Source organism: Halobacillus litoralis, assembly GCF_020524025.1.
Lineage (GTDB): Bacteria > Bacillota > Bacilli > Bacillales > Halobacillaceae > Halobacillus > Halobacillus litoralis_D.
This window is the reverse complement of record NZ_JAIVKN010000003.1, coordinates 360370-384931: the sequence shown is the minus strand read 5'-3', so window position 1 is coordinate 384931 and position 24562 is coordinate 360370. Positions and strand designations below refer to the sequence as shown.

The 24562-nt window shown below is 40.7% G+C and carries 21 protein-coding genes; 17 read left to right on the top strand and 4 right to left on the bottom strand.

Features of this window, described 5'->3' with window-relative positions:
• The first annotated feature begins 116 nt into the window (after positions 1 to 116).
• The 4 genes from LC036_RS13530 to LC036_RS13515 all read left to right on the top strand — a co-directional run bounded on the left by LC036_RS13530 (position 117) and on the right by LC036_RS13515 (position 6740).
• Entirely contained in the window at positions 117 to 1103 is a 987-nt protein-coding gene (locus tag LC036_RS13530; protein WP_226583953.1) for a carbohydrate ABC transporter permease, read from the top strand.
• Positions 1063 to 1893, top strand: coding sequence for a carbohydrate ABC transporter permease (locus tag LC036_RS13525; protein WP_226583490.1), 831 nt, complete (start codon positions 1063 to 1065; stop codon positions 1891 to 1893). Before LC036_RS13530 ends, LC036_RS13525 begins: the two co-directional genes overlap by 41 nt.
• A gap of 242 nt (positions 1894 to 2135) precedes the next feature.
• Positions 2136 to 5303, top strand: coding sequence for a cellobiose phosphorylase (locus tag LC036_RS13520; RefSeq protein ID WP_226583487.1), 3168 nt, complete (start codon positions 2136 to 2138; stop codon positions 5301 to 5303).
• A gap of 111 nt (positions 5304 to 5414) precedes the next feature.
• A complete protein-coding gene (locus LC036_RS13515) occupies positions 5415 to 6740 on the top strand; it encodes a glycoside hydrolase family 30 protein (protein WP_226583482.1) in 1326 nt (441 codons plus the stop codon).
• Positions 6741 to 7005: 265 nt separating this feature from the next.
• On the opposite strand, the gene LC036_RS13510 is transcribed toward LC036_RS13515, so the two are convergent.
• Together LC036_RS13510 and LC036_RS13505 are read right to left on the bottom strand one after the other, a co-directional pair.
• Positions 7006 to 7881 (bottom strand): YitT family protein, encoded by an 876-nt coding sequence (locus LC036_RS13510; protein WP_226583950.1) that lies wholly within the window; start codon positions 7879 to 7881, stop codon positions 7006 to 7008.
• A gap of 390 nt (positions 7882 to 8271) precedes the next feature.
• Positions 8272 to 8664: a thiol-disulfide oxidoreductase DCC family protein gene (locus LC036_RS13505; RefSeq protein ID WP_226583480.1), complete on the bottom strand. Its 393-nt coding sequence runs from the start codon at positions 8662 to 8664 to the stop codon at positions 8272 to 8274.
• 418 nt (positions 8665 to 9082) lie between these two features.
• Here LC036_RS13505 and LC036_RS13500 point away from each other — a divergent pair, with 418 nt between their 5' ends.
• Positions 9083 to 9247, top strand: coding sequence for a hypothetical protein (locus tag LC036_RS13500; RefSeq protein WP_226583478.1), 165 nt, complete (start codon positions 9083 to 9085; stop codon positions 9245 to 9247).
• Positions 9248 to 9292: 45 nt separating this feature from the next.
• Here LC036_RS13500 and sda read toward each other — a convergent pair whose 3' ends face one another.
• Positions 9293 to 9442, bottom strand: coding sequence for a sporulation histidine kinase inhibitor Sda (sda, locus tag LC036_RS13495; RefSeq protein ID WP_226583477.1), 150 nt, complete (start codon positions 9440 to 9442; stop codon positions 9293 to 9295).
• Between the two features lie 354 nt (positions 9443 to 9796).
• Between sda and LC036_RS13490 the strand changes: the two genes are divergently transcribed.
• From LC036_RS13490 to LC036_RS13455, 8 genes are all read left to right on the top strand, one after another.
• Positions 9797 to 10777: a tetratricopeptide repeat protein gene (locus LC036_RS13490; RefSeq protein WP_226583475.1), complete on the top strand. Its 981-nt coding sequence runs from the start codon at positions 9797 to 9799 to the stop codon at positions 10775 to 10777.
• Between the two features lie 158 nt (positions 10778 to 10935).
• Positions 10936 to 12222 carry a trigger factor gene (tig, locus tag LC036_RS13485; protein WP_226583473.1) on the top strand — a complete coding sequence of 429 codons (1287 nt, stop codon included), beginning with the start codon at positions 10936 to 10938 and terminating at the stop codon, positions 12220 to 12222.
• Between the two features lie 327 nt (positions 12223 to 12549).
• Positions 12550 to 13827, top strand: coding sequence for an ATP-dependent protease ATP-binding subunit ClpX (gene clpX / locus LC036_RS13480; RefSeq protein ID WP_226583471.1), 1278 nt, complete (start codon positions 12550 to 12552; stop codon positions 13825 to 13827).
• A gap of 526 nt (positions 13828 to 14353) precedes the next feature.
• Entirely contained in the window at positions 14354 to 16684 is a 2331-nt protein-coding gene (gene lon / locus LC036_RS13475; protein WP_226583470.1) for an endopeptidase La, read from the top strand.
• On the top strand, positions 16674 to 17261 hold the full coding sequence (gene yihA, locus LC036_RS13470) for a ribosome biogenesis GTP-binding protein YihA/YsxC (RefSeq protein ID WP_226583468.1): 588 nt from the start codon (positions 16674 to 16676) through the stop codon (positions 17259 to 17261). The genes lon and yihA overlap by 11 nt, the downstream gene beginning before the upstream one ends.
• A 261-nt stretch (positions 17262 to 17522) precedes the next feature.
• A complete protein-coding gene (locus LC036_RS13465; RefSeq protein WP_226583465.1) occupies positions 17523 to 18359 on the top strand; it encodes a transporter substrate-binding domain-containing protein in 837 nt (278 codons plus the stop codon).
• Between the two features lie 115 nt (positions 18360 to 18474).
• The gene (locus LC036_RS13460; RefSeq protein WP_226583463.1) at positions 18475 to 19107 is read left to right on the top strand and encodes an amino acid ABC transporter permease; all 633 of its coding nucleotides are present in this window, start codon (positions 18475 to 18477) and stop codon (positions 19105 to 19107) included.
• A gap of 28 nt (positions 19108 to 19135) precedes the next feature.
• A complete protein-coding gene (locus tag LC036_RS13455) occupies positions 19136 to 19858 on the top strand; it encodes an amino acid ABC transporter ATP-binding protein (protein ID WP_226583947.1) in 723 nt (240 codons plus the stop codon).
• 45 nt (positions 19859 to 19903) lie between these two features.
• Here the strand turns inward: LC036_RS13455 and LC036_RS13450 are convergent, their stop codons facing one another.
• On the bottom strand, positions 19904 to 20386 hold the full coding sequence (locus LC036_RS13450; protein WP_226583460.1) for a LiaI-LiaF-like domain-containing protein: 483 nt from the start codon (positions 20384 to 20386) through the stop codon (positions 19904 to 19906).
• 249 nt (positions 20387 to 20635) lie between these two features.
• Between LC036_RS13450 and hemA the strand changes: the two genes are divergently transcribed.
• Genes hemA through LC036_RS13430 form a run of 4 tightly spaced genes read left to right on the top strand, consistent with a single transcriptional unit; the run spans position 20636 to position 24562 of the window.
• Complete coding sequence (hemA, locus tag LC036_RS13445; RefSeq protein ID WP_226583457.1) at positions 20636 to 22009, top strand: glutamyl-tRNA reductase; 1374 nt, start codon at positions 20636 to 20638, stop codon at positions 22007 to 22009.
• Positions 22010 to 22022: 13 nt separating this feature from the next.
• A complete protein-coding gene (ccsA, locus tag LC036_RS13440) occupies positions 22023 to 22841 on the top strand; it encodes a cytochrome c biogenesis protein (RefSeq protein WP_226583454.1) in 819 nt (272 codons plus the stop codon).
• A gap of 18 nt (positions 22842 to 22859) precedes the next feature.
• The gene (gene hemC / locus LC036_RS13435) at positions 22860 to 23789 is read left to right on the top strand and encodes a hydroxymethylbilane synthase (protein WP_226583450.1); all 930 of its coding nucleotides are present in this window, start codon (positions 22860 to 22862) and stop codon (positions 23787 to 23789) included.
• Positions 23789 to 24562, top strand: coding sequence for a uroporphyrinogen-III synthase (locus LC036_RS13430; RefSeq protein WP_226583447.1), 774 nt, complete (start codon positions 23789 to 23791; stop codon positions 24560 to 24562). Before hemC ends, LC036_RS13430 begins: the two co-directional genes overlap by 1 nt.

The following is a 24562-nucleotide window of genomic DNA, read 5'->3' as shown; positions in this document are numbered from 1 at the left end:
TTCATACTTCAAGTAGATAACGAAAAGGTTGATAGAAAGAGAGAAGGGAGCCTGCCATCTCCTGGACAGGGGATGGACTTGTCTTCTTTCAAGCATAAAGAAAGAAGGTGTACATGGTGAAGAAGTTAGATCATAAAGGCTATTATTTTATCGCTCCATTCTTTGTAATTTTCCTTGTGTTCAATATTTACCCTGTTCTTTTAACTTTTTACTATACGTTTACGCATTACGAAGGGTATGGTGCGCCAGAGTTTATCGGTTTGGCCAACTATGCACGTATCCTTACAGACACTTATTTTCTGGAAGCTTTTGTGAACACGTGGAAAATATGGGGGCTGAACTTTGCTCTTCAATTAGGAATTGCACTGTTTTTAGCTGCTTTATTCTCAGATCTTCGTTTTCGTATTAAAGGCCTTGGTTTCTTTCGGGCGGTCTTTTACCTGCCGAACTTAATTACGATAAGTTCCGTTGCAATTTTATTTAACATTATGCTTGACTGGCATTACGGTTCAATTAACCAATTTTTACTGAAGATCGGTTTAATTGGTGAGCCGATCAACTGGCTGAACCAGCCCTTTACTGCTCAAGTATCTGTTTCCCTGATCTTAACTTGGATGTGGTTTGGTTACACCTTCATCGTCTTAATGGCAGGGGTATCCGGTATTTCAAAAGAGTATTACGAAGCAGCTTTAATTGATGGTGCAAACCGTATGCAGACGTTCATGTATATCACACTTCCATTGCTGAAGCCGATTATGCTGTATGTCATGATTACTTCTCTTATCGGTGGACTGCAATTGTTCGACCTGCCGATGCTCTTGACGGATGGACTTGGAAATCCTGATGGCGCCCTAAATACAATGGTTTTGTATCTTTATAATCAAGCGTTCCGATACAACAACTACGGCTATGCAGCAACGATTGCTTATATGCTGTTCTTAATTACGGTAGTCTTCTCTGCGATCACATTTAAATCAATGTACCGTGAAGCTAATGGGGAAAAAGCTGCGGCTAAAGCTAAAAAACGTAAAAGCAAAGTTGCGAAGAAGAGAGGGAATGTGAATGTTCAAGAAAAAGTTGCTAAACAAAACACTTATATATAGTCTCTTAACTTTATTAGCGATTATCAGCTTTGTTCCATTTTACATGATGATTATTAATGCCACACGAGAGACGAAAGACATCATTATGGGGTTTTCCTTTCTTCCGGGAAGCGAGCTGGTGGAAAACTATAAGAATATGATGAGTTACGTCAATATCTGGGCCGGTTTTAAAAATAGTCTCTTCGTCTCTATTACGGTTACCATATTAAGCGGCTATTTTTCCGCATTAACAGCGTTTGGTTTTGCGGTATATAACTTCAAAGGGAAAAATAAACTCTTTATTTTCATGCTTTTGATGATGATGGTTCCAGGACAGCTGGGGCTTATCGGCTTCTATGAGTTGAATAAGACACTTGGGTTTTTAGATACCTTTATCCCGTTGATCGTGCCGGCGATAGCCAGTCCATTTGTGGTGTTTTTCTTAAGACAATACCTTGCATCCACCCTCCACTCTTCCTTACTGGAAGCAGCTCGTATGGATGGAGCAGGTGAGCTTAAAATCTTTCATACCATCGCTCTTCCAATCATGATGCCGGCGGTTGCAACGATGTCAATCTTTACTTTTATCGGTTCATGGAACAACTATATTCTACCTTTGGTCGTCATTTTCTCTCCGGAGAAGTATACGTTACCAGTCTTAATGGGCTTCTTGAAAGGATCCCCAGTAGCACAGAATCTAGGGTCATTGTATCTGGGAATCGCTATTTCTGTTGTACCGATTATGATTGCGTTCCTATTCTTCTCTAAATACATTATTACCAGTATTTCCGCAGGATCTGTGAAAGGGTAAGGTCATTTTGTAAGATTTACCCTTCCAGCCGGAACGGGGGATTCGAATTTAACCGCACTCATAGTAGTGACGCTGTGCGCTGGACTTATTTATGAAAACTAAAATAAGTAAACGCAATTTCGAAACCGGTTTCGGCATGGTTCGTATGAAAAGTAGGGAGAGGGAGAAGAATCTTCTCCTTTTTTCCTATGTAAAGATGGAATTTGAGTTAGATTGATACTTTTAGAAAGAGGTGCTGATGCATGGTGAATTATACATTTAATAATGACAAGTATTTTGTAATTGAAGATTTTGATCAGGCTAAGACCTTTTCAAGCTTCCTGCCCGGGCTGGCTGGTTTGTACGGGGTACCTATGTGGGCCTTTTATGTAAATAGAGGGCAGGGAATGGTGAGTTTTGGAGTCCAGGATAAAAATAACGCGATAACGGAATTTTATCCAGCGAATCAGGCATATGAACGTGTATCAACAAATGGTTTTCGTACATTCATTAAAATTCAGCGTAACGGAGATGCATTTGTATTTGAGCCTTTTAGTGATGGTTCAAAGAAAAAAGCAAAACGAACGATGTTCATCAAGGAAAATGAACTTATTGTGAAGGAACGTAATGATGAACACGGTATTCAGACGACTGTGACTTACTTCACACTGCCACATGAAAATTATGCCTCTCTGATGCGTAAAGTTGAGGTCGAGAATATTTCTGAAGAGGACTTAAGTATCGAGATCGTGGATGGCCTGCCTGCGATACTGCCTTTCGGAATCGAAGATGCAGCCTATAAAGCAGTTGGAAACACCTTGAAAAGCTGGATGGATGTGTTCAATTTACATAATGACCTTCCGTATTATCGTGTTCGATCGTCAACGGGGGATACAGCTGAAGTAGAAGAGGTAACCAAAGGGCATTTTTATGCCAGCTTCACTGAGGACGGTTTTTTATTAAAGCCGATTGTAGATGCTTCCATTCTTTTTGGTGAGAATACATCTCTGCGCTTTCCGGATCGATTTGAATCTTATTCTGTTTCTGAACTATTACAGAAGGAGCAGATAACTGCCAATAAAGTACCGTGTGGTTTCTCAGCTTACACAGTACACCTTCCTCCTCATCAATCATCTGTTTTACGAACGATGGTCGGGCACGTCAATGATCTTGAAATCATTCAAGAAAAGCGGGGAAATTTGGTTTCTGCTGCCTATTTTGATGAAAAGTACAAAGAAGCTCAACAGCTGGTAGAAGATCTGACAAGCGATATTCAGACAAGAACCGGCAGCAGCCTGTTTGATGGCTATACGAAGCAGAGTTACTTAGATAATGTGCTGCGAGGTGGATATCCAGTTCTATTAGAGAATGAGAAAGACCCATTTCTTTATTATGTCTATTCGCGGAAGCATGGCGACCTGGAAAGAGATTATAATTTCTTCTCAGTGGCACCGGAATTCTTCTCTCAAGGGAACGGGAACTTTAGGGATGTCAATCAAAACCGACGAAATGACATCTTCTTTAAGCCGGAAGTAGGTGATTACAATATCAAACTGTTTATGAGTTTGATCCAGGCAGACGGCTATAACCCGTTAGTCGTTAAAGGATCGTACTTTGAGCTGATCGAAAAAGAAAACCTATCATGGCTGGAAGGCTTGTTTACCAGTGTGGAAGACTTCAAATATATGAGGAACCAGTTGGAATCAACCTTTACTCCGGGGGCTGTTTTACAGTCGATCGTTGACCGGAAGATTCGTTTAACCGTTTCAAAAGAAGAATTCTTACGTGCGGTACTTTCTCATAGTGACCAGGGGATTGATGCAGAGTTCGGAGAAGGGTACTGGGTTGACCACTGGACCTATAATCTGGATTTAATTAAAAACTTCCTGAAAGTATTCCCTGACCAAAAACAAACTTTATTATTTAAGGATCGTTCATATCGTTACTTTTACAGTCCCGTTCTAATTAACCCTCGTTCAGAAAAATACGTCTTGTCCTATGAGAAGGTGAGGCAGTATGGAGCCATTACAGAATTGCAGGGGTCCAAGAATGATAACTGGCTGAAGACAAAGGAAGGCCGTTTGTATGAGAGTACGCTCTTTTCGAAATTATTTTCATTAGCTCTTCTTAAATTCGCAACTTTAGATCCTTATGGTATGGGGATTGAAATGGAAGCGAATAAGCCGGGATGGAATGATTCAATGAATGGGCTTCCGGGTATTTTTGGCTCAGGAATGAGTGAAACATTAGAAATGAAACGGCTGCTCCAATTTATGATGGAGTGTGAAATAGAAGACGAAACGGTCCTGCCCATTGAAGTCACTACATTAGTACAGGAAGTAAAAGAAGCCTTACATCAGAACCTTACATCCTTTGAATATTGGGATGCAGTTTCCACAGCAAGAGAGTCTTACCGAACTGCCATTAAGGACGGGTTGGATGGAAGAGAAGAATTCCTGACACCTGCTGAGCTTAAAGGGTTGCTTCAGCTCTTTATGGATAAAGTAGATGCTGGAATTGAAAAGGCGAAAGAGTTAGGGGAAGGTTTAGTTCCGACCTATTTCTATTACGAAGCTTCTCAATATGAAATAAAGCGGGATGAGGAAGGTCAAGTAGTCCAGAATGAAAAAGGCTGTCCTCTTGTGAATGTTCAATCCTTTGATGTCCACGTGCTTCCTCACTTCCTGGAAGGGCCGGCAAGGGCATTAAAAGGAATGGGTTTTAAAGAAGCGAAAGAACTTCATCAGTCTGTTCGAAAATCCGACCTTTATGATAAAAAACTGCACATGTATAAAACATCCACTTCGTTAGATGAAATGAGTTATGAAGTGGGAAGGGCGAGAGCATTTACGCCAGGCTGGCTGGAACGTGAATCTGTGTTCATGCATATGGAATTTAAGTATGTATTAAGCCTGTTGAATGCTGGCTTATATGAAGACTTTTTTGAAGATTTAAAGACCACACTTCCACCATTTATGGATCCTTCAACTTATGGAAGAAGTACATTAGAGAATTCTTCCTTTATCGCAAGTAGTGTCAATCCTGATGAGAGTTTGCATGGAAGAGGGTTTGTAGCGCGTTTAAGCGGCACAACGGCTGAGTTTTTATCGATGTGGCAGGTGATAATGACTGGAAAAGAAATGTTTGGAGTAGAAGATGGTGAATTAACCTTAAAGCTTCAGCCTCTTCTTCCGGAATGGCTGTTTGATGAACAAAATCAAGTGACCTTTACCTTCCTAGGGGAGATTGAAGTAACGTATTATAATCAAAACCAGAAACCTACCTTTGGGGACAAAGGAGCATCCGTTGTTCGATATATCCTTCATGATGAATCAGAATCCACAGCCATTGACGGTCAGAAGATCCAGGGGGAATGGGCTGAAAAAGTTCGCGACCGAGCGTTTAAGAAAATTGACGTTATTTTGAATTAAACTCATCCTCCCTGACTATCTGGATATCAAAAGAGGGCCGGGGAGGGTTTTAATGAAGAACGAAGAAAACATGGCACTACTAAGGAAATATATTGAAGGAGGTCTAAGACCGTGAAACTGATTCAAACAATCAAAGATACAAATGATCGTCTTGCTGAAAAAGAAGAGTTATCCTTTACCGAAGAAGGATCAGAAGGAGCGCCAACGTTAACCATTCTCCCTGAGGAACGCTATCAGACCATTATGGGATTCGGTGGTGCTTTTACTGAGGCGGCTGCCTATACATTGTCTCAAATCTCAGAAGAACAGCGTATGGAGGTGATCGAGAGCTATTATCATCCATCGAAGGGATTAGGGTACTCCCTTGGAAGAACGCATATACATAGCTGTGACTTTTCCCTTGGTAATTACACGTATGTGGAAGATGATGATCATGAACTGCGTACGTTCTCCATTGAACGGGAACATACATATGTCATCCCTATGATTAAAGATGCCAGGAAAGTAAGAGGAGAAGACTTAACTCTTTTATCTTCACCATGGAGTCCTCCTGCATGGATGAAAACAAATAGAGAGATGAATCATGGAGGGCAGCTTTTACCAGAATATAGAGAGGCATGGGCCCTATATTATGCGAAGTACATCCAAGCCATGGAAGAGTCTGGAATTCCGATTTGGGGAGTAACAGTTCAAAATGAACCAGACGCCACCCAGGTCTGGGATTCCTGCCGCTATTCAGCTGAAGAGGAACGCGACTTTGTCCGCGATTACTTAGGGCCCACGCTTGAAAAAGAGGGATTCGGAGATAAAAAAATTGTGATTTGGGATCATAACCGCGATATTGCTTATGAAAGAGCGAGAACGGTTCTTTCTGACCCTGAAGCGGCTAAATATGTATGGGGGACAGGGTTACACTGGTATGTTAGTGAAGAGTTTGAAAATCTAACAAAAATCCATAACGATTTTCCGGACAAACACCTGATTTTCACAGAAGGTTGTATCGAAGGCGGCGTTCAGCTGGGGGCATGGAGCACAGGAGAACGTTATGGGCGAAATATTATGGGTGATTTAAATAATTGGCTGGAGGGATGGATCGACTGGAACCTTGTATTGAATGAAAAAGGAGGTCCGAACCATGTTGGGAATTATTGTGACGCTCCGGTTATTGTAGATACTCATAAGAATGAGCTGCATTATAACAGCTCCTATTACTATATTGGTCACTTTAGTAAGTACATTAAGCCAAACGCCGTTAGAATTAAACATCAATTGGACCATCCTTCCCTTCAAGGGGTCGTTTTTCAAAATGAGGATGACTCCATTGTACTTGTAGTTATGAATGAAACGGATAAAGCGGAAGAGGTAAGTATAGCGTTGAATGATAAATATTGTCCGGTAACGTTTGAGGCGCATTCGATTTATACGCTGGTTATTTAAAAACTCCAGGATCTGTTACTGCTTAATTTATTTTAGGTTTGTAGAAGAAAAGAGGAAGATTAAATAAGACTCCATTTTGAGATGTTTGAGATTCCAGGGCTGCGGGGAACATCTCGCTTTCCGGCCCCACATGACGTGGTGGCGTTCGGTGTTGGCACACGTCGTGCCGGACTTGATCAAACTTCATTCATTCTTTATGGCTCATCGAACTAAATGCTCTGGGGAAAAAAACCATGCGTTTCGAAGTCATCGAAACGCATGGTTTTTAATGGATTTCTTTCTTTTTGAATCGGCCGCCTCTTACTTCAGCAATATCCCCGATAGCAAGAAAAGCATCCTTATCATGCTCCTGTACAAGTGCTTTAAGTTTTGCTTCTTCAAGACGGTTAATGACACAATAAATCACTTTCTTTTCATCATTAGAAAAAGCTCCTTCTCCTTTTAGAAAGGTCACTCCTCTTCCTAACCGCTGCATGATGGCTTCACTGATACTCAGGTAGTTATCACTGATGATATGAACGGCTTTGGATTCATCCAGTCCCTTGATTGTAATATCAATCATTTTGTAGGCAACAAAATAAGCAAGCAGGGAATACATAGCCCGGTCCCAGCCGAACACAAATCCTGCACTCCCTAAAATAAATAGGTTGATGAACATGATGATTTCACCAACAGAAAAAGGGATTTTACTGCTGATGAGAATGGCAGAGATTTCTGTGCCATCTAAACATCCACCATATCGGATAACTAAGCCGACGCCGATGCCTAAAATGAAGCCTCCAAACAGGGTAGCCAAAAGAATATCTTCAGTAAAAGGAGGGACAGGATGCAGAATTGTTGTGGATATGGATAAGATAATAATTCCATAAGCTGTGGACCAGGCAAACGTTTTTCCAATCAGGTTGTAGCCTAAGAAAAAGAAAGGAATATTAAGGAGGAAAATAAACAGACCTAACTTCCAGCCCGTTAAATGAGACATAATAATTGATATACCGACAATTCCTCCATCAATAACCTGGTTTGGAACGAGGAAAATCTCTAAACCAACAGCCATGATGATCGCGCCGATGGTGATTGCAAGTCCCCTTTTTACAAATTCCTTGAGTGAGATTTTGTGATGTTCTACCTTTTCATTACTAATGACAGGATCCCTCCAATAAAAAGATGGTTTTTCTTTCTTTGTCGCCTTTATTAAATGGAAGTGTTCAATAGTTCCCTGATTCCTCAATGAAGCTGAACATTTGGCGCCTATACTTTTTTCGAAGATGAGAACTCCTCTGCACAATGCTCGGTGTGTTATGAAAAAATTATGTATCGTTCTCATGTTATTACGTTGTCTAAAGAACATATCGGTTTTAATTGTTCCCTTGTAGGTGAAAGTGTCTGGTTATAGGCCGGAAAAAAGTAGATGGATGTTTATGTTTAAGTAAGACGGAAAGGATAGACAACTTCCAAGATCCATGTGAGGCTCTATGCTGCTTGATATTGTACATGAGTAAGAGTTTTTTATGAAATAGTAGAATGTGGTGACTTACAGGAAGCGTTTTCTGATTTCCGGGGAAGGCAGCGAGCAAACATCATTTTTCTTTCCAAACCATTTGTAGCGGTTTGAGGAGAAAAAATTATATAGCTGGTTTCTAATTGTTTTTGGTACAAAAACAAAGATGTAAAAAAGTTTCCACCCCCCGCTTAAGTTACAGCAGATACGTAGAGCGGCAGTGGATTGATCATAAAACTTATCCCCTTCTATTAAAATAAGGCTGTCTAATTCCTGAGGAACGTTATACTTGTAAAGTAAATCCTTCCCGAGGTCGCTTTGCTTCGAACTGAATTTAAACAAGCCTTTAGGATCTCTTTTTATAATGAACTGCACGCTTTTGTCACAGAAGTTACATTCTCCATCAAATAAAACAATTCGTTCCAATGAATACACCTCCTTATCCTTATGATACCACTTCCAAAGCCGATTATCTAAGTGTTTTGTCTGCCATTTACAGTCATATTTGGGTTTGTATTATTATGAGGAAATTGAGTCATACAAGCGGAGCCATTCATAACCTATCTACTAAGGGAGTGGTTCTTTTGATGGCATTTGCTTATATATTAATTGGAATGTTTTTTTGCTTTTTTAAAAAAGAACCGGTATATAAAAATAAGGAAGATCAAACGGTCTATATGTTCTATTTACTGGGCTGGATTATCCTTTGGCCGGTTTTCCTTGTAATAAGGCTTATACGTGGAATATAAATGCAGGAAGCGTATATTTTCACTCTCATATCTTTATCTAATCAAACACACAATAGAAATGGCTTTTAAGCCGACTGATTTGAGGAGTGATCAGGATGGAGAAAAGAAATGTACAGTGGCTTCCCGTTGTTGCTTCAATCGGCATTGGTGCTGCCACCTACAGTATGATGACTGGTCAGGCAGGGCAGCTTCAAAATGTGATACCGAGTTTAGCTAAAATGTCGGGAAAACAGGCGGGCAATGCAGCCTCTAATCAATAACTATAAAAGGCATGCCGATCCGGCATGCCTTTTTCATACGTCCATTTATAAAGTATGTGTTAATTTCTCTGATGGTAGTTGAATGGATCGTTTATCGATTTCTTGAGTGACTAAGTAAACGAACTCATCGTCAAGTTTTAATTTAACTGACTCTAAGTAGGTTTCAAGCAATGTTTGGTCGTCAAGCAGTGACAAAACGATACAACTCCTTACCCGAATATTTCGTAAATTTTTTATTCATATTTACTAATTTTAGCAAAATACCTGGTTTAATCATGAGTCAAAAGTCCTGTTTAGGGATAATAATTTACATGTTTAGATAATGAAGAAATCTAAAAGTTTAAAGGGATGTTACTTTCTGTTTCTTTATGTCAGTTAAGGTAGGTTTCACAGGGATAAAGGATAGAGAAATGTTCTCTGATAGTCGTTTTTCTTTGTGTTTCGTATGAATATACTTTAGTATATCCTAATAAGCTTAGGAACCAAGGTTTGAAATTAAAGGTTTAGGGCAAGAATGAAGGAAGCATCAACTCTAGGGAAGGGTGTCTTATGGAAAATAAAAACGGGAATTTAGTAATGTTCCCAAAATGGAAAATCACACTTGAGCGAGTGGGAATGGAAGCATTGAAGGAGAAGCGGTATGAAGATGCCGCAGAAGCTTTGAAACCGCTCGTGGATTATGGCGTAGCAAATTCCGATGTCACGACCGGTTTATTAATGAGCTGGATTGAGCTTGGTTACTTTGATGAAGCTGAAGAGTTGTGTCAAAAGCAGATGAGGGAAGAGTTTGATCAATATTACCATTATTTACATATCTATATAACCATTTTGTTTCAAAGCAACCGTTACCGTGAGATCGTTGATTTATTAGATGAGGTTTTTGAAACAGAAGATATTCCACATCAGACGAGAACACAGCTTTGGCAGATGTATGAAGTAAGCCGGAAATTACTAGAGGATTCTTTGAAGGAAAAAGGAAAAGAATATCTCCTTGAATTCAAAGACGCATTACAATCTGATGATATACATAAGCAATGGCATACCATAGAGAAATTAACAAAGCAGGCACCGGACAGCTTTGTTGAAGAATTCCTTCCGTTCCTTAAGAGTGCTTCTGTTCATCCATTGGTTAAATCTTCAATAATTGAATGGTTTCGCGACGGAGGAATCAATAGTGAAGTAGTTCTCACTAAATTCGGCAGGGAAGTGAAGGTCGTTCCAGCTGAGCTTACCCAGCTGCATTCAGATTACATTATCAAACAGATACAGATGAGGCTCGGTCAAATTGAACAAAACAACCCTACGATGTATGCCATGATTGACCGCTTATTGTATCACTATTGTTATTTCAGGTATCCATTGTTTCCGAATGAAGAAGAAGTGCCTCTTCTTGTAGAAGCACTGAAACAGCTCGGTCATGAATATCTGCAAATTCCTTATTCCCCTGATGAAAGTCTCCAGGGGGTGGAGAAATATAAGGATGAGGTCGAATTATGTGAACAACATTATATGTTTATTGTAGGCGGATAAAAAACATCATTTGTCTGGAATGGTCACGCCTTGAAAGCATGAGGGATTATGTTATAATGTAATGGTTGCAAATGAGATTCGTATGTAGAAAGAGTCATAGAATCAATTAACTATCGTCTACGGACGAAAATGTGAATAGATGTTGGAGGGAATTTTTTATGTCAGCAAAATGGGAAAAGCAAGAAGGCAATGTTGGTACTTTAACTGTAGAAGTACCTGCAGGTGAGTTCGACAAAGCACTTGATTCTGCCTTTAAAAAAGTAGTTAAAGAGGTACAGGTACCTGGATTCCGTAAAGGGAAAGTACCACGTAAATTGTTCGAACAGAAATTCGGTGTAGAATCTCTTTATCAAGATGCACTAGATATCATTCTTCCTCAAGCTTATACAGAAGCTGTCGAAGAAACAGGAATCGAGCCGGTTGATCGTCCAGATGTAGACGTAAAACAAATCGAAAAAGGCCAGGACCTTGTATTCACAGCTGAAGTTACTGTGAAGCCTGAAGTTAAACTAGGCGAGTACAAAGGCCTTGTTGTTGAAGAACAAAGCACAGAAGTAACAGAAGAAGACGTTCAAAACGAACTGACTCAAATGCAGGAGCGCCAAGCGGAGCTTGTTGTTAAAGAAGAAGCAGCCGTAGAAAATGGTGATACTGTTGTTATGGACTTTGAAGGCTTTGTTGACGGTGAAGCATTTGAAGGTGGACAGGCAGACAACTACTCTCTAGAAGTTGGTTCCGGATCATTCATCCCAGGCTTTGAAGAGCAGCTGGTTGGTAAAAAAGCAGGAGAAGAAACAGAAGTAGAAGTTACTTTCCCTGAAGAATACCACGCTGAGGACTTAGCTGGTAAAGCCGCTACTTTCAAAGTTAAACTTCACGAAGTAAAAGGAAAAGAACTTCCTGAACTTGATGATGAGTTCGCAAAAGATGTCGACGAAGACGTTGAGTCTCTTGAAGAGCTGAAGAACAAAACTCGTGAGCGTCTAGAAGAGCAGAAGAAGACAGATGCTGAAAACAGCAAACGTGACTCTCTTGTAACGCAGGCTTCTGAAAATGCAGAAGTTGAAATTCCTGACGCCATGGTTGATACAGAACTTGACCGTATGGTACAGGAATTCGAACAGCGCCTTCAAATGCAGGGCATGACGAAAGACATGTACTTCCAGTTTACAGGCCAGGATGAAGATGCTCTTCGTGAACAAATGAAAGAAGATGCAGCGAAGCGTGTGAAAACAAACTTAACGCTTGAAGCTATTTCTGAAGCTGAAAATGTTGAAGTTACTGATGAAGACGTAAATGCAGAGCTTGAGAACATGGCTGGCATGTACCAGACAGATGTGGCTCAGCTGACACAAATGCTTGGCGGCAACACGGACATGATCAAAGAAGATCTTAAAGTTCGTAAAGCCATTGATGTTCTAGTTGCAAATAGTAAATCTGAATAATAAACTAAGAAGACAAGGTACTGAATGTGCCTTGTCTTCTCATATATTTCTCTCTGAATAGAGTATAGGGAAGTAGGTTTATGGAGAAGATGATTGATACTTCTCTTAGTTTTTACATACACTAGTAAGGGCGCTTGAGGTTTGACTTATTTGTTCCATATCTACATAATGAGGGTGGTGCAAGAAGTGTCTGGCACACCTCTAAAAGGTATTACTTTTTTGTTTGAGGTTAATTTGGTATGATGGGCAAAAGAAGCGGAAACGTTCGCGTCATATCATGAAACTTCAGTCGCAACGATTGCGTCATTTTATTAAGGGGTGAAACGTATGTTTAAATTTAACGATGAAAAAGGACAATTGAAATGTTCTTTCTGCGGTAAAAGTCAGGAACAAGTCCGTAAACTCGTCGCAGGACCTGGCGTATATATATGTGACGAATGTATTGAACTCTGTACGGAAATTGTGGAAGAGGAACTTGGTAATGAAGAGGAAGTAGAATTTAAAGAGGTTCCAAAGCCTCAAGAAATTCGTGAGATTCTCAATGATTACGTTATTGGTCAGGATCAGGCGAAGAAGAACCTCTCTGTTGCCGTTTATAACCACTACAAGCGTATTAACGCAGGTGTGAAAAACGATGAAGTAGAGCTGGCTAAAAGTAACATTCTTATGCTCGGACCTACAGGTAGCGGTAAAACGCTTTTAGCTCAAACATTAGCTAGGATTTTGAATGTGCCATTTGCTATCGCTGATGCGACTTCTCTTACAGAAGCTGGTTATGTAGGGGAGGATGTGGAGAACATCCTGCTCAAACTGATTCAGGCTGCTGATTATGATGTTGAGAAAGCGGAAAAAGGCATTATATATATTGATGAAATCGATAAAGTCGCACGTAAATCCGAAAACCCTTCCATCACAAGAGATGTTTCTGGTGAAGGTGTACAACAGGCTTTGCTTAAGATTCTAGAAGGTACTCAGGCAAGCGTTCCGCCACAAGGCGGCCGTAAGCATCCTCATCAAGAATTCATCCAGATTGATACAACAAACGTGTTGTTCATTGTGGGTGGTGCCTTTGACGGAATTGACCAGATCATAAAACGCCGTCTAGGTAGAAAAGTCATTGGCTTCGGTTCTGAACAAGCCGCTGATGAAGCAGAGAAAAAAGAACTGCTTACAAAAGTCCTTCCAGAGGATTTACTAAGCTATGGTTTAATTCCTGAATTTATCGGTCGTCTGCCGGTTATCGGAAGCCTTGAGCAGCTTGATGAAGAAGCCTTGGTAGAAATTCTTACAAAACCTAAGAATGCACTTGTGAAACAATATCAGAAACTATTCCAAATTGACCATGTTGAGTTGGAAATGGAAGAAGAGGCGCTTCGTGAAATTGCACGCCTTGCTATTGAACGTAAGACAGGTGCCCGTGGTCTCCGTTCCATTATTGAAGGAATTATGCTCGATGTCATGTATGAGCTTCCTTCTCGTGATGATATTGAGAAGTGTATCATTACAAAAGAAACGGTCACAGCCAAGAACGGTCGTCCGAAACTTGTCTTAACTGATGGAACCGTTGAAGATGAGAACAAAGAATCTCCTAAAGAGAGTGCGTAAATCCTTCAGGAATATTCTTTTGAAGCCGTGCTACGATTAAGAGTAGCGCGGCTTCTCTTTTATTCAAGGGAAGAAGTTGGAGACATAGCTTCATGAGTGGGTGCATAGCAGCTGTGCTAAGATGAAGATCTTTGTTTTCCTTGTGTCCTGAAGCTATTAAAAAACGAAAGGGTTTCGTTACTGTCATTGTTTTACAGGTGATTCCATCCTTTTGCTATCTCATAATCAAGGAAAAAGTACTTCAGGTCAGATCCATTACTTAAAGAAGGTTTGATACATAAACAGAGCTTTGACTAAACAAAACTCTACAGCGCCACTAGAAATGATACATTACATACCCTGCATTTTACATAAGCATGAAAGGTCATTTTCTGCTCATAATAGGGGTAACATAGAGAGAGTTACCCTTGGCGCACAAGTGTTAAGGGAATTCGGTGTTGGTATCGCCTGATGCCATTTCGTTTACTTTCAAAGAACAATTATATATGATTAGAATACGTATCTGCATTAATCGGAGGTGCAAGAAATGACAGACAAACAACGTAATAATATGCCTCTTCTCCCTCTTAGAGGATTACTAGTATATCCATCTATGGTCCTGCATTTAGATGTAGGGCGTGAGAAGTCCGTTCAGGCTCTCGAGCAATCCATGATGGATGATAATGAAATTTTTCTCGTTTCACAAAAAGAAGTCAATATTGATGAACCTACCAATGGTGACTTATATGATGTAGGGACAGTAGCCCGTGTGAAACAGATGGTTAAGCTTCCTAATGGAACGAATCGTGTGTTGGTTGAGGGCCTTCACCGCGCAAGTATTCAGGAAGTAACAGAAGGTGAAGAGTACTATCATGCAAACATCCAAATTATAGATGATGAACATGAGGATAAGAACGAGGAAGAAGCGCTGATGCGCACATTATTAAATCAATTCGAGAAATTTGTGAAGGTCTCTAAGAAGGTCAGCCAGGAAACGTATAATACGGTAGCTGACATCGATGATCCTAGTCACCTTGCTGACATGGTATCCTCTCATCTACCTATCAAATTAAAGGATAAACAACAGGTGTTGGAGACGGAAAACGTTAAACAGAGACTGCAGCAGTTGATTGATATGATAGGCAATGAGCGTGAAGTATTACAGATTGAACAAAAGATCGGACGTCGAGTGAAGAAATCGATGGAAAAGACCCAAAAAGAGTACTACCTGCGCGAACAAATGAAAGCCATTCAAAATGAATTAGGGGACAAGGACGGCAAGTCCGGAGAAGTTGCCCAGCTTAAAGAAAAGATTGAAAAGGCCCAGATGCCGGAGCGCGTAGAAGAAGTGGCTTATAAAGAATTGGGCCGTTATGAAAAAGTTCCACAAAGTTCCGCGGAAAGCTCTGTGATCCGTAACTATATTGAATGGCTGGTATCACTGCCTTGGTCAGAAGAGACAGAAGATAACCTGGACGTCAATCGTGCGGAGAAAATTCTTGATGAAGACCACTACGGTTTAGAGAAAGTCAAAGAGCGTGTTCTTGAGTATTTAGCCGTACAAAGACTTACCCAGACCATCAAAGGTCCAATCCTATGCTTAGCCGGCCCTCCAGGTGTTGGTAAAACATCGCTTGCTAAGTCTATCGCACGTTCCATTAATCGGAATTTCGTGCGGGTTTCTCTTGGTGGTATACGGGATGAAGCCGAAATACGTGGGCACCGTCGCACATACATAGGTGCGATGCCGGGGCGGATTATGCAGGGAATGAAGCGGGCAGAGACAATCAATCCTGTGTTTCTATTGGATGAAATTGATAAAATGGCCAGTGATTTCAGAGGAGACCCTTCATCGGCGATGCTGGAAGTGCTGGATCCTGAACAAAACGGCACATTTAGTGATCATTTCATTGAAGAAAGCTATGACTTATCTAAAGTCATGTTTGTAGCTACAGCCAATAATATATCCAATATTCCTGGTCCGCTGCGTGATCGTATGGAGATAATTACTATTGCAGGTTACACAGAAGTAGAGAAAGTGCACATTGCAAAAGAACACCTTCTCCCTAAACAAATTAAGGAAAATGGCTTAACGAAAAGTCAACTGCAGCTTCGTGATGAAGCTTTACTTAAATTAATTCGCAGATACACACGAGAGGCCGGGGTCCGCGGGCTCGAGCGTGAGTTGGCAAGTCTTTGCCGAAAAGCAGCAAAAATCATTGTATCCGGGGATAAACAGCGGGTGGTTGTTACGGAGAAACAGCTGGAAGATTTACTTGGACGACCAAAATTCCGTTACGGCCGGGCAGAGCTTGAAGATCAAATCGGGGCTGCTACAGGGCTGGCGTACACAACCGCAGGCGGTGATACTTTATCAATTGAAGTCTCCATTTATCCAGGAAAAGGAAACTTGACTCTAACTGGTAAATTAGGAGATGTGATGAAGGAATCGGCTCAAGCTGCCTTCAGCTATATTCGCTCCAGAGCAAAAGAGTTGAATATTGACCCTGAATTTGTGGAGAAGAATGATATTCATATTCACGTTCCGGAAGGCGCGACACCTAAAGATGGACCTTCAGCAGGTATAACAATGGCTACGGCTCTTGTTTCAGCTTTGACAGGCCGTCCCGTTCGTAAAGAAGTGGGCATGACGGGGGAAATTACCCTGAGAGGGCGTGTCCTGCCAATTGGCGGGCTGAAAGAAAAGTCCCTTAGTGCTCACAGAGCCGGTCTTACGAAAATTATTATTCCAGACCAGAATGAAAAGGATTTGGAAGATATTCCTGACAGCATCAAAGAAGGACTTACCTTTGTGCCGGTCAAGCATTTAGATGAAGTATTAGAACAAGCGTTAGTGGAGGATATAAATGAAGGTTAATTCTGCAGATATCGTCATCAGTGCGGCGAGCAAAAAGCAATATCCGAAAGAACCGATCCCGGAAATAGCACTGGCTGGAAGATCGAATGTTGGAAAATCATCGTTTATCAATAAGATGATTCAAAGGAAAAACTTAGCTAGAACGTCTTCAAAACCAGGGAAAACTCAGACTTTGAATTTTTATATTATTAATGAGCAGTTTCATTTTGTTGATGTTCCGGGCTATGGCTATGCGAAAGTTTCTAAGAAAGAAAGAGCAAAATGGGGAGCCATGATGGAAGAGTATTTTGCGGAAAGAGAACAACTGAAGGCAACAGCTCTCATCATTGATATCCGCCATAAACCCACGGAAGATGACCAGTTGATGTATGACTATTTAAAGCACTTTGAATTACCCGTCATGGTCATTGCCACCAAATTGGACAAAATAAAAAAAGGGCAGCGTCATAAGCAGATCAAAATCGTACGTGAGACCTTGGAAATGGAAGAGGAAGATGCCCTTATTCCTTTTTCTTCTGAGACAGGTGAAGGGAAAGATGTCGCATGGCGGACGATGCTTTCTCATTTGAATTTATAAAAAAGACCACTTCTCCTTTAAGGGAAGTGGTCTTTTTATATTTATTCACTATCATGTATGAATATTTTTATTATTTATGAGTAATTCCGTGCATTTCTAAGCATATGTAGGCTTTTGTAGAACAAGCTCTAAATACAGCTGTTTTTCGCTTTATTTAGTATTCTTTTAATTTTGGGAAAAATTAGATAAATCTATATAATTTAAAGTGTCTTTATTATTACAGAAAGATGACAAATAGGTAGAGGGGAAGTGTCGGTGGTTATGAAAAAATTATTACTTATGATAGCACTGGGTATTCTGATGACCTTCGTTGCTGCTTGTGGAAGTAGTGAAGAAGGAGAAGGAGGGTCAGAATCCTCAGGAGATACCGGTGAAAGTGAAAATGAGAATGCTTCCGAGAGCAGGGATTATGAATTGGTAGAAGAAGGCAAGTTCACCTTTGCTGCTTCAGGTGAATTTAGCCCTTTCAGTATGACCGATGCCAGTGGGGAAATGGAAGGTTTTGATATCGATGTGGCCAATGCAATTGCAGAAGAGCTTGGACTTGAACCGAACCCACAGAAACAAAAGTTTGCAAGTATTGTAGAAGGTGTGAAGACAGGTCGATTTGATGCAGCTGTTGCCAGCCATACAATTACCGAAGATCGACAGAAAGAAGTGAATTTTTCCACCCCTTATTACTATTCCGGTGCTCAAATCTTTACACGTCCGGATAGTGATGTTGAAAGTTTAGAAGATTTAGAAGGCAAGGAAATTGCTCTTTCTAAAGGGTCAACCTACAGCACTTATGCAGAAGAAGTGACCGATAATATCAAAACATATGATAGTGACGTCGTTGCTCTGCAGTCATTAGCTAAAGGCCGCCATGACGCCGTCATTACAGATTTTCTAACTGGTAAAGAAGCTTCAGGAAAAGGTCTGGAAATTGAAGCGAAAGAAATGATTGAACGCAGCGAGCAGGCAGTTGCTGTTGCAAAAGAGAATGAACCTTTATTAGAAGAGATTAATGCAGCTCTAGAGACACTTCGGGAGAATGGAACACTAACTGAGATCAGTAAAGAATACTTTGGAGAAGACATCACGACAGTTCCAGAGTAATCGAAAAGATTCAGAATGAACGAAGTTAAAAAGAGTGCGCAGAAGCGTGCTCTTTTTTGACATTACAGAGGAGTTGAGGGCATTGTATTTAAATTTTATAAATTTTTGGGAGGCCTTGATTAACAGCCGCGGTATTTTCTTTGAAGCCGCCCAATTGACGCTTGCACTAACGGCTGTTTCCATACTGATTGCGATTGTAATTGGACTTATGTTTGCGTTTATGAAAATATCACAGATAAAACCCCTGGAATGGATAGCTAACATTTATATCTATGTGGTCAGGGGTACGCCTTTAATTGTACAGATCTTTGTTTTCTATTACGGTCTTACAGAAATTTGGATGATCAGTGGATTTTGGTCCGTCGCCTTAGGACTTGCTTTCCATAATGGCGCATATATCGCCGAGATCTTCCGTGGTTCTATTCAGTCTATAGGTAAAGGCCAGACGGAGGCCGGTCGTTCTCTTGGTATGAGCACAACCCTTACGATGAGACGTATCATCCTGCCTCAAGCCTTTAGACGCGCATTGCCTCCATTAGGAAATCAGTTTATTATTGGGTTGAAAGATTCATCCTTAGCTGCTTTTATCGGCGTATCGGAAATATTTGCTGTAGCCACTACCCAAGGAGCCAATACGTTTGACTATATGACATGGCTGCTTGTCAGTGCTGTATGGTATTTAATTCTAGTCTTCCTGCTGACACTTGTCGTTGGTGCAATAGAGAAGAAGATGGCTGCGAGCGACTAATTGAGGAGGGAAAACATTGTCTGAATATATGATACAGGTAAATAAATTAAATAAATACTTTGGTGATTTACACGTCCTAAAAGATGTTGATTTTCAAGTGAAAGAAAGTGAAGTGGTCGTCCTTATTGGTGCCAGTGGTTCAGGGAAAAGTACCATGCTTCGCTGTTTAAACTATTTAGAAATGAAAAATAGTGGAGAGCTTTATTTGAAAGGGAAGGAAATTAACCCGAAAAAAGATAATTTGAACGAAGTCCGCCAGCAAGTTGGCATGGTTTTTCAGCATTTCAATCTGTTTCCTCACAAGACTGTTCTGGGGAACGTTATCGAAGCGCCAACCCAGGTGAAAGGAATTCCAAAAGCACAAGCGAAAAAAGAAGGGCAGGAACTTCTTGAAAAAGTCGGTCTTGGAGACAAAGCAGGAGATTACCCTTCAAGACTTTCCGGAGGACAGAAACAGCGTGTGGCTATTGCAAGGGCTTTGGCTATGAAACCTGAAATTATGTTATTTGATGAGCCAACGTCTGCTTTAGACCCTGAGTTAGTCGGGGAAGTGCTCCAAACCATGAAAGATCTCGCCAAAGAGGGAATGACGATGGTTGTTGTTACCCATGAGATGGGTTTTGCGCGAGAAGTGGCAGATCGTGTGGTTTATATGCATGACGGAAAAATTGTAGAAACAGGTGCACCCAAAGATATCTTTGAAAATCCAAAAGAAGAACGCACACAGGCCTTCTTAAGTTCCATCTTATAAATGAAGGCATAGAACATAAACAAGGCGGCCGTGAGGCCGCCTTGTTTATGTTTTTTTCTTCAATAAATAAACTCCAAAAATAATTAAAACAAACGGCCAGAAGTTTTCAATCAATAAAAAGAGCTTTTGTATCCATGAAAACCATCCTGGATTGGTCGGGGCCCAAAGGGAGAAAGCTCCAATTCCAACTAGAATTAAACCTGGCAGCAGCCCTTTTCTTAACTTCTGATATTGAAGAAGAAATGCTCCTCCAATGATTAAAAGATAGACGCCCCAATGATCAATCCAGAAGGAAAGCTGTTGGACGCCGAGGAAATGAACACCTAACCCAAAGATTAAGCCTCCAGTAAATAGGTTGGAATAATCCTTAAGCATATAGCTATGTATAAGAAAAGATAATCCTATGATAACTAAAAGAGAAGGCCATGAGTAGAATGGGGAGAGCTCGGGTATATTGAGATGACGAAGTAAAAAGTATACGCCCAGTCCGATCAGCATAAAGCCGACTAAAGAATGATTTTTATTCAAATAACTCACATCCTGACGCGGTAAAATAAAAAGCCGGTTCCTTGCGATTGTCTTCTTGATTTGATATATTACAGTCGGATTAACATTTAAAGACTTTCTAAAACATTTGTGATTTTTTGATATGATCTAATCTTATCCTATCATACCAGTTTCAAAATCTGTTCATATTTGGAACCAAAAATATTGAGATTTTTGTGCTATAATAATGGATATGTGATAAGTTTTGAACGTTTAATGGGGGTAGATGAAATGCACATTTTAGCTGTCGGTCTTAATTATAAAACAGCCCCTGTGGAAATTAGAGAGAGGCTCACATTTCATGAAGAGCAGCTGGATGAAGCTATGCAGCAGCTCAACGCTCAAAAAAGCGTACTGGAGAATGTGATTATTTCTACATGCAATCGTACGGAAATATACGCTGTGGTGGATCAACTCCACACGGGTCGTTACTATATTAAGCAGTTCATGGCGGATTGGTTTCAGGTGGATAAGGAAGATTTTTCTCCTTTTCTTTCTATTTATGAGACTGATGGAGCTATGGAGCACCTTCTTAAGGTAACTTCTGGTTTGGATTCTATGGTTCTTGGTGAGACACAGATTTTGGGACAAATGAAGCAGGCATTTACACGCGCCCAGGAAGCTGGAACAACCGGAACGATTTTCAATCAACTTTTCAGACAGGCCGTAACGATGGCTAAACAAGCTCACAAGGACACAGAAATCGGTGAAAACGCTGTATCCGTCAGTTACGCAGCTGTAGAACTTGCCCGTAAAATCTTTGGAGACCTTGTCCACAAGCATATCGTTATTCTTGGAGCGGGGAAAATGGGTGAATTAGCAGCCAAAAACCTCCATGGGTCGGGAGTTCGGAAAGTTTCTGTGGTGAATCGTACTTTATCCAAAGCAGAATCCGTAGCTGCCCAGTTTAATGGCTATGCAAAAACGATGGACGAACTAGGGGAAGTGCTGGCCGACGCGGATATCGTCATCAGTTCAACAGGCGCTACAGATTACGTAGTGACAAAAGAACAAATGGAACCAATTCATAAAAAGAGAAAAGGCAAGCCTTTGTTCTTTGTAGATATTGCAGTCCCACGGGATCTTGACCCGCAAATGGATACACTTGAGAGTGTCTTTTTGTATGACATTGATGATTTACAAGGGATTGTAGATGCTAACTTAGCTTTGCGTAAACAGGCAGCAGAAGAAATTGAGATTATGATTGAAGCTGAAATCGTCCAGTTTAAACAATGGCTTCAAACTATTGGTGTAGTACCGGTCATCTCGGCTCTTCGTTCAAAGGCACTGAATATTCAAGCAGAAACGATGAAAAGCATTGAACGGAAAATGCCTGAACTCAGCGAGCGTGAGCGAAAAGTGTTAAATAAGCATACGAAAAGTATCATTAACCAAATGCTGAAAGACCCGATTTCTCAAGCGAAAGAATTAGCTGCTCAGCCTGATTCTGAAGATACTCTTCGTTTGTTCACTCAGATCTTCGGGATTGAAGAACAGGTGGAAAAAGAGGTCGAACTTCAAGAAAAAAAGAACAACACTAAGGTGAAAAACAATACAGAGGCAAGTGATTCGGTTTCAATCATCAGCCCTATGATGCAATCATAAGGTGGGAAATCCAATGCTTGAACTTAAATGGGTGTATGAACTCATCCTTTTCCTCTACGGATTGAGTCTAATTGGGTATTTCATCGACTTTGTGCAAAATAACCGGAAGGCAAATGTGATTGCCTTCTGGTTACTTAGTATGGTTTGGGTTTTGCAAAGTTTCTTCCTGCTTTCCCAGCTTTTCATAAAAGAGAACTTTCCAATTATGACCGTGTATGACGGACTTTACTTTTATGCATGGATTCTTGTGACCTTTTCCTTGATCATTAACCGACTATTTAAAGTGGATTTTCTGGTGTTCTTCACGAATGTGGTTGGTTTTCTAATCATGATTATTCATATATCCACAAGGGCACAAAATGTTCTGGAGAATCGGGGGATTGCCCTCGTCAATGAACTTCTTGTCATCCATATCAGCCTGGCAATTGTTTCATATGGTTTTTTTACCCTCTCCTTTATTTTTTCTATCATGTACTTACTCCAGTATCGTCTGTTAAAGAAAAAGAAATGGAACGCCAAATTGTTCCGGCTGGGTGACTTGACAAAGCTCGATCACTTTTCTTATATCGCCGTTATTCTTGGGATTCCACTGCTGCTTATAGCCATTATTCTTGGAGTAGTATGGGGGTATGTTTCAACAGATATCTTCTATTGGTATGACTTCAAGACGCTTGGTTCCTTTCTGGTTTTAGTTGTCTATGTCGTTTATTTATTTTTACGCATCGTCAAGGGTTACCAGGGCCGTACGATTTCATTATTCAATGCAGCAGCTTTTCTATTTTTATTGATTAACTTCTTTTTATTTGGATCACTATCTAACTTTCACTTTTAGTAAGAGGAGGAACACACTATGAGAAAAATCGTCATCGGCTCGCGAAAAAGTAAATTGGCTATTACTCAAACAGAATGGGTCATTGAACAATTGAAACAGATTGACCCTTCTTATGAGTTTGAAATTAAACGTATTACAACCAAAGGGGATCAAATCCTTGATGTCACTTTATCTAAAGTGGGCGGAAAAGGTCTCTTCATCAAAGAAATTGAACAGGCGATGTATGACGGGGAAATTGATATGGCTGTCCATAGTATGAAAGATATGCCTGCTGTCGTGGCAGAAGGTCTAACAGTCGCATCTGTTCCTATTCGCGAAGACCATAGAGATGCTTTTGTATCGAATGGTCATGTGGCCCTAAAGGATCTTCCAGAAGGAGCCGTTGTCGGGACAAGCAGTCTGCGTCGAGGATCTCAGATTAAAGCTGTCCGTCCTGACCTTGAAATTCAGTGGATCCGTGGAAACATCGATACCCGCCTCCGGAAATTGAAAGAGGAAAACTATGATGCCATTGTCCTGGCTGCTGCAGGATTAAAACGCATGGGGTGGGATGACGACGTTGTAACGGAATATTTAGAGCCTGATGTATGTGTTCCAGCTGTTGGACAAGGTGCTCTAGCTATTCAGTGCCGGGAAAATGACTCAGAGCTTCGTCAATTCCTTCTCGAATTGAATCATGAATATACAGAAACGACTGTAGCGGCAGAACGTAAATTCCTTCATGACTTAAATGGCGGGTGCCAGGTCCCTATTGGAGGGTACGCCTACCGCAAAGGAGAGGAAATTGTCTTAACTGCCTTAGTTGGAACTCCTGATGGGAAGACGATTCTTCATGAGACTGTATCAGGGAAAGATCCTATTGAGGTTGGTAAGGAAGCAGCTGACCGCTTGAAAGAGCAAGGGGCACAAGAGATTGTTGATCGTGCTAAAGAGGAGTATGATCAATAATGCAGCCGTTGCAAGGGAAGAAAGTTCTCGTAACGCGAGGAAAATCCCAGGCAAGGCGTTTCACAGAAATGATTGAAGGAAAAGGAGGAGTTGTACGTCATACTCCTCTTCTTACTTTCCAATTAAATGATTCGGAGTCTCACGAAAAGACTCTTCATGAACTTCACGACTACTCTTGGATTTTTTTAACAAGCTCCAATGCCGTGAAGTTTTTTTTCGAACTGTTAAAAAAATACAAAGTGATCTTTCCCAAACAAATGAACATCGCTATTATTGGTTCAAAAACAAAACGGGCGTTACAGGACCACGGATATGAAGCTGATTTTCTGCCGACTCTTTACCGCGCAGATAAAATGGGGAGTGAGTTTTTCCAACAGTATCCTGATCCGGGAAACATTCTTTACATAAGAGGGAATCGATCGCGGGATGTTCTCCCAACTTATTTCAAGGACAAGGGCGTATTTTTTCAATCTCTCACCGTGTATGATACTCTACTAGTGAAAGACGATCAAAAAAAGATAAGAAAATGGATTTCAGACAACGATCTGGACGCGCTTACGTTTACGAGTCCGTCCACGATTCAAGCTTTCTTATCAATTGTTAAAGGGACGGACCAAAAAGGATTGGACCTTCCGTGTTTTTGTATTGGACCTACAACAGCTGAAAAGGCCCGGAGCCACGGTTTTAAAAATGTCATGGTTCCTTTGCAGTATACAATTCAACATATGTTTGAAGAGATGGTTTGCTATTTTTCTAATGAAGGGAAACGATAA

Excerpts from the sequence above, each read along its gene's own strand:
- LC036_RS13525 (WP_226583490.1), top strand. The coding sequence starts at position 1,063 with ATGTTCAAGAAAAAGTTGCTAAACAAAACACTTATATATAGTCTCTTA.
- LC036_RS13520 (WP_226583487.1), top strand. The coding sequence starts at position 2,136 with ATGGTGAATTATACATTTAATAATGACAAGTATTTTGTAATTGAAGAT.
- LC036_RS13500 (WP_226583478.1), top strand. The coding sequence starts at position 9,083 with ATGGAGAAAAGAAATGTACAGTGGCTTCCCGTTGTTGCTTCAATCGGC.
- LC036_RS13490 (WP_226583475.1), top strand. The coding sequence starts at position 9,797 with ATGGAAAATAAAAACGGGAATTTAGTAATGTTCCCAAAATGGAAAATC.
- tig (WP_226583473.1), top strand. The coding sequence starts at position 10,936 with ATGTCAGCAAAATGGGAAAAGCAAGAAGGCAATGTTGGTACTTTAACT.
- clpX (WP_226583471.1), top strand. The coding sequence starts at position 12,550 with ATGTTTAAATTTAACGATGAAAAAGGACAATTGAAATGTTCTTTCTGC.
- lon (WP_226583470.1), top strand. The coding sequence starts at position 14,354 with ATGACAGACAAACAACGTAATAATATGCCTCTTCTCCCTCTTAGAGGA.
- yihA (WP_226583468.1), top strand. The coding sequence starts at position 16,674 with ATGAAGGTTAATTCTGCAGATATCGTCATCAGTGCGGCGAGCAAAAAG.
- LC036_RS13465 (WP_226583465.1), top strand. The coding sequence starts at position 17,523 with ATGAAAAAATTATTACTTATGATAGCACTGGGTATTCTGATGACCTTC.
- LC036_RS13455 (WP_226583947.1), top strand. The coding sequence starts at position 19,136 with ATGATACAGGTAAATAAATTAAATAAATACTTTGGTGATTTACACGTC.
- hemA (WP_226583457.1), top strand. The coding sequence starts at position 20,636 with ATGCACATTTTAGCTGTCGGTCTTAATTATAAAACAGCCCCTGTGGAA.
- ccsA (WP_226583454.1), top strand. The coding sequence starts at position 22,023 with ATGCTTGAACTTAAATGGGTGTATGAACTCATCCTTTTCCTCTACGGA.
- hemC (WP_226583450.1), top strand. The coding sequence starts at position 22,860 with ATGAGAAAAATCGTCATCGGCTCGCGAAAAAGTAAATTGGCTATTACT.
- LC036_RS13430 (WP_226583447.1), top strand. The coding sequence starts at position 23,789 with ATGCAGCCGTTGCAAGGGAAGAAAGTTCTCGTAACGCGAGGAAAATCC.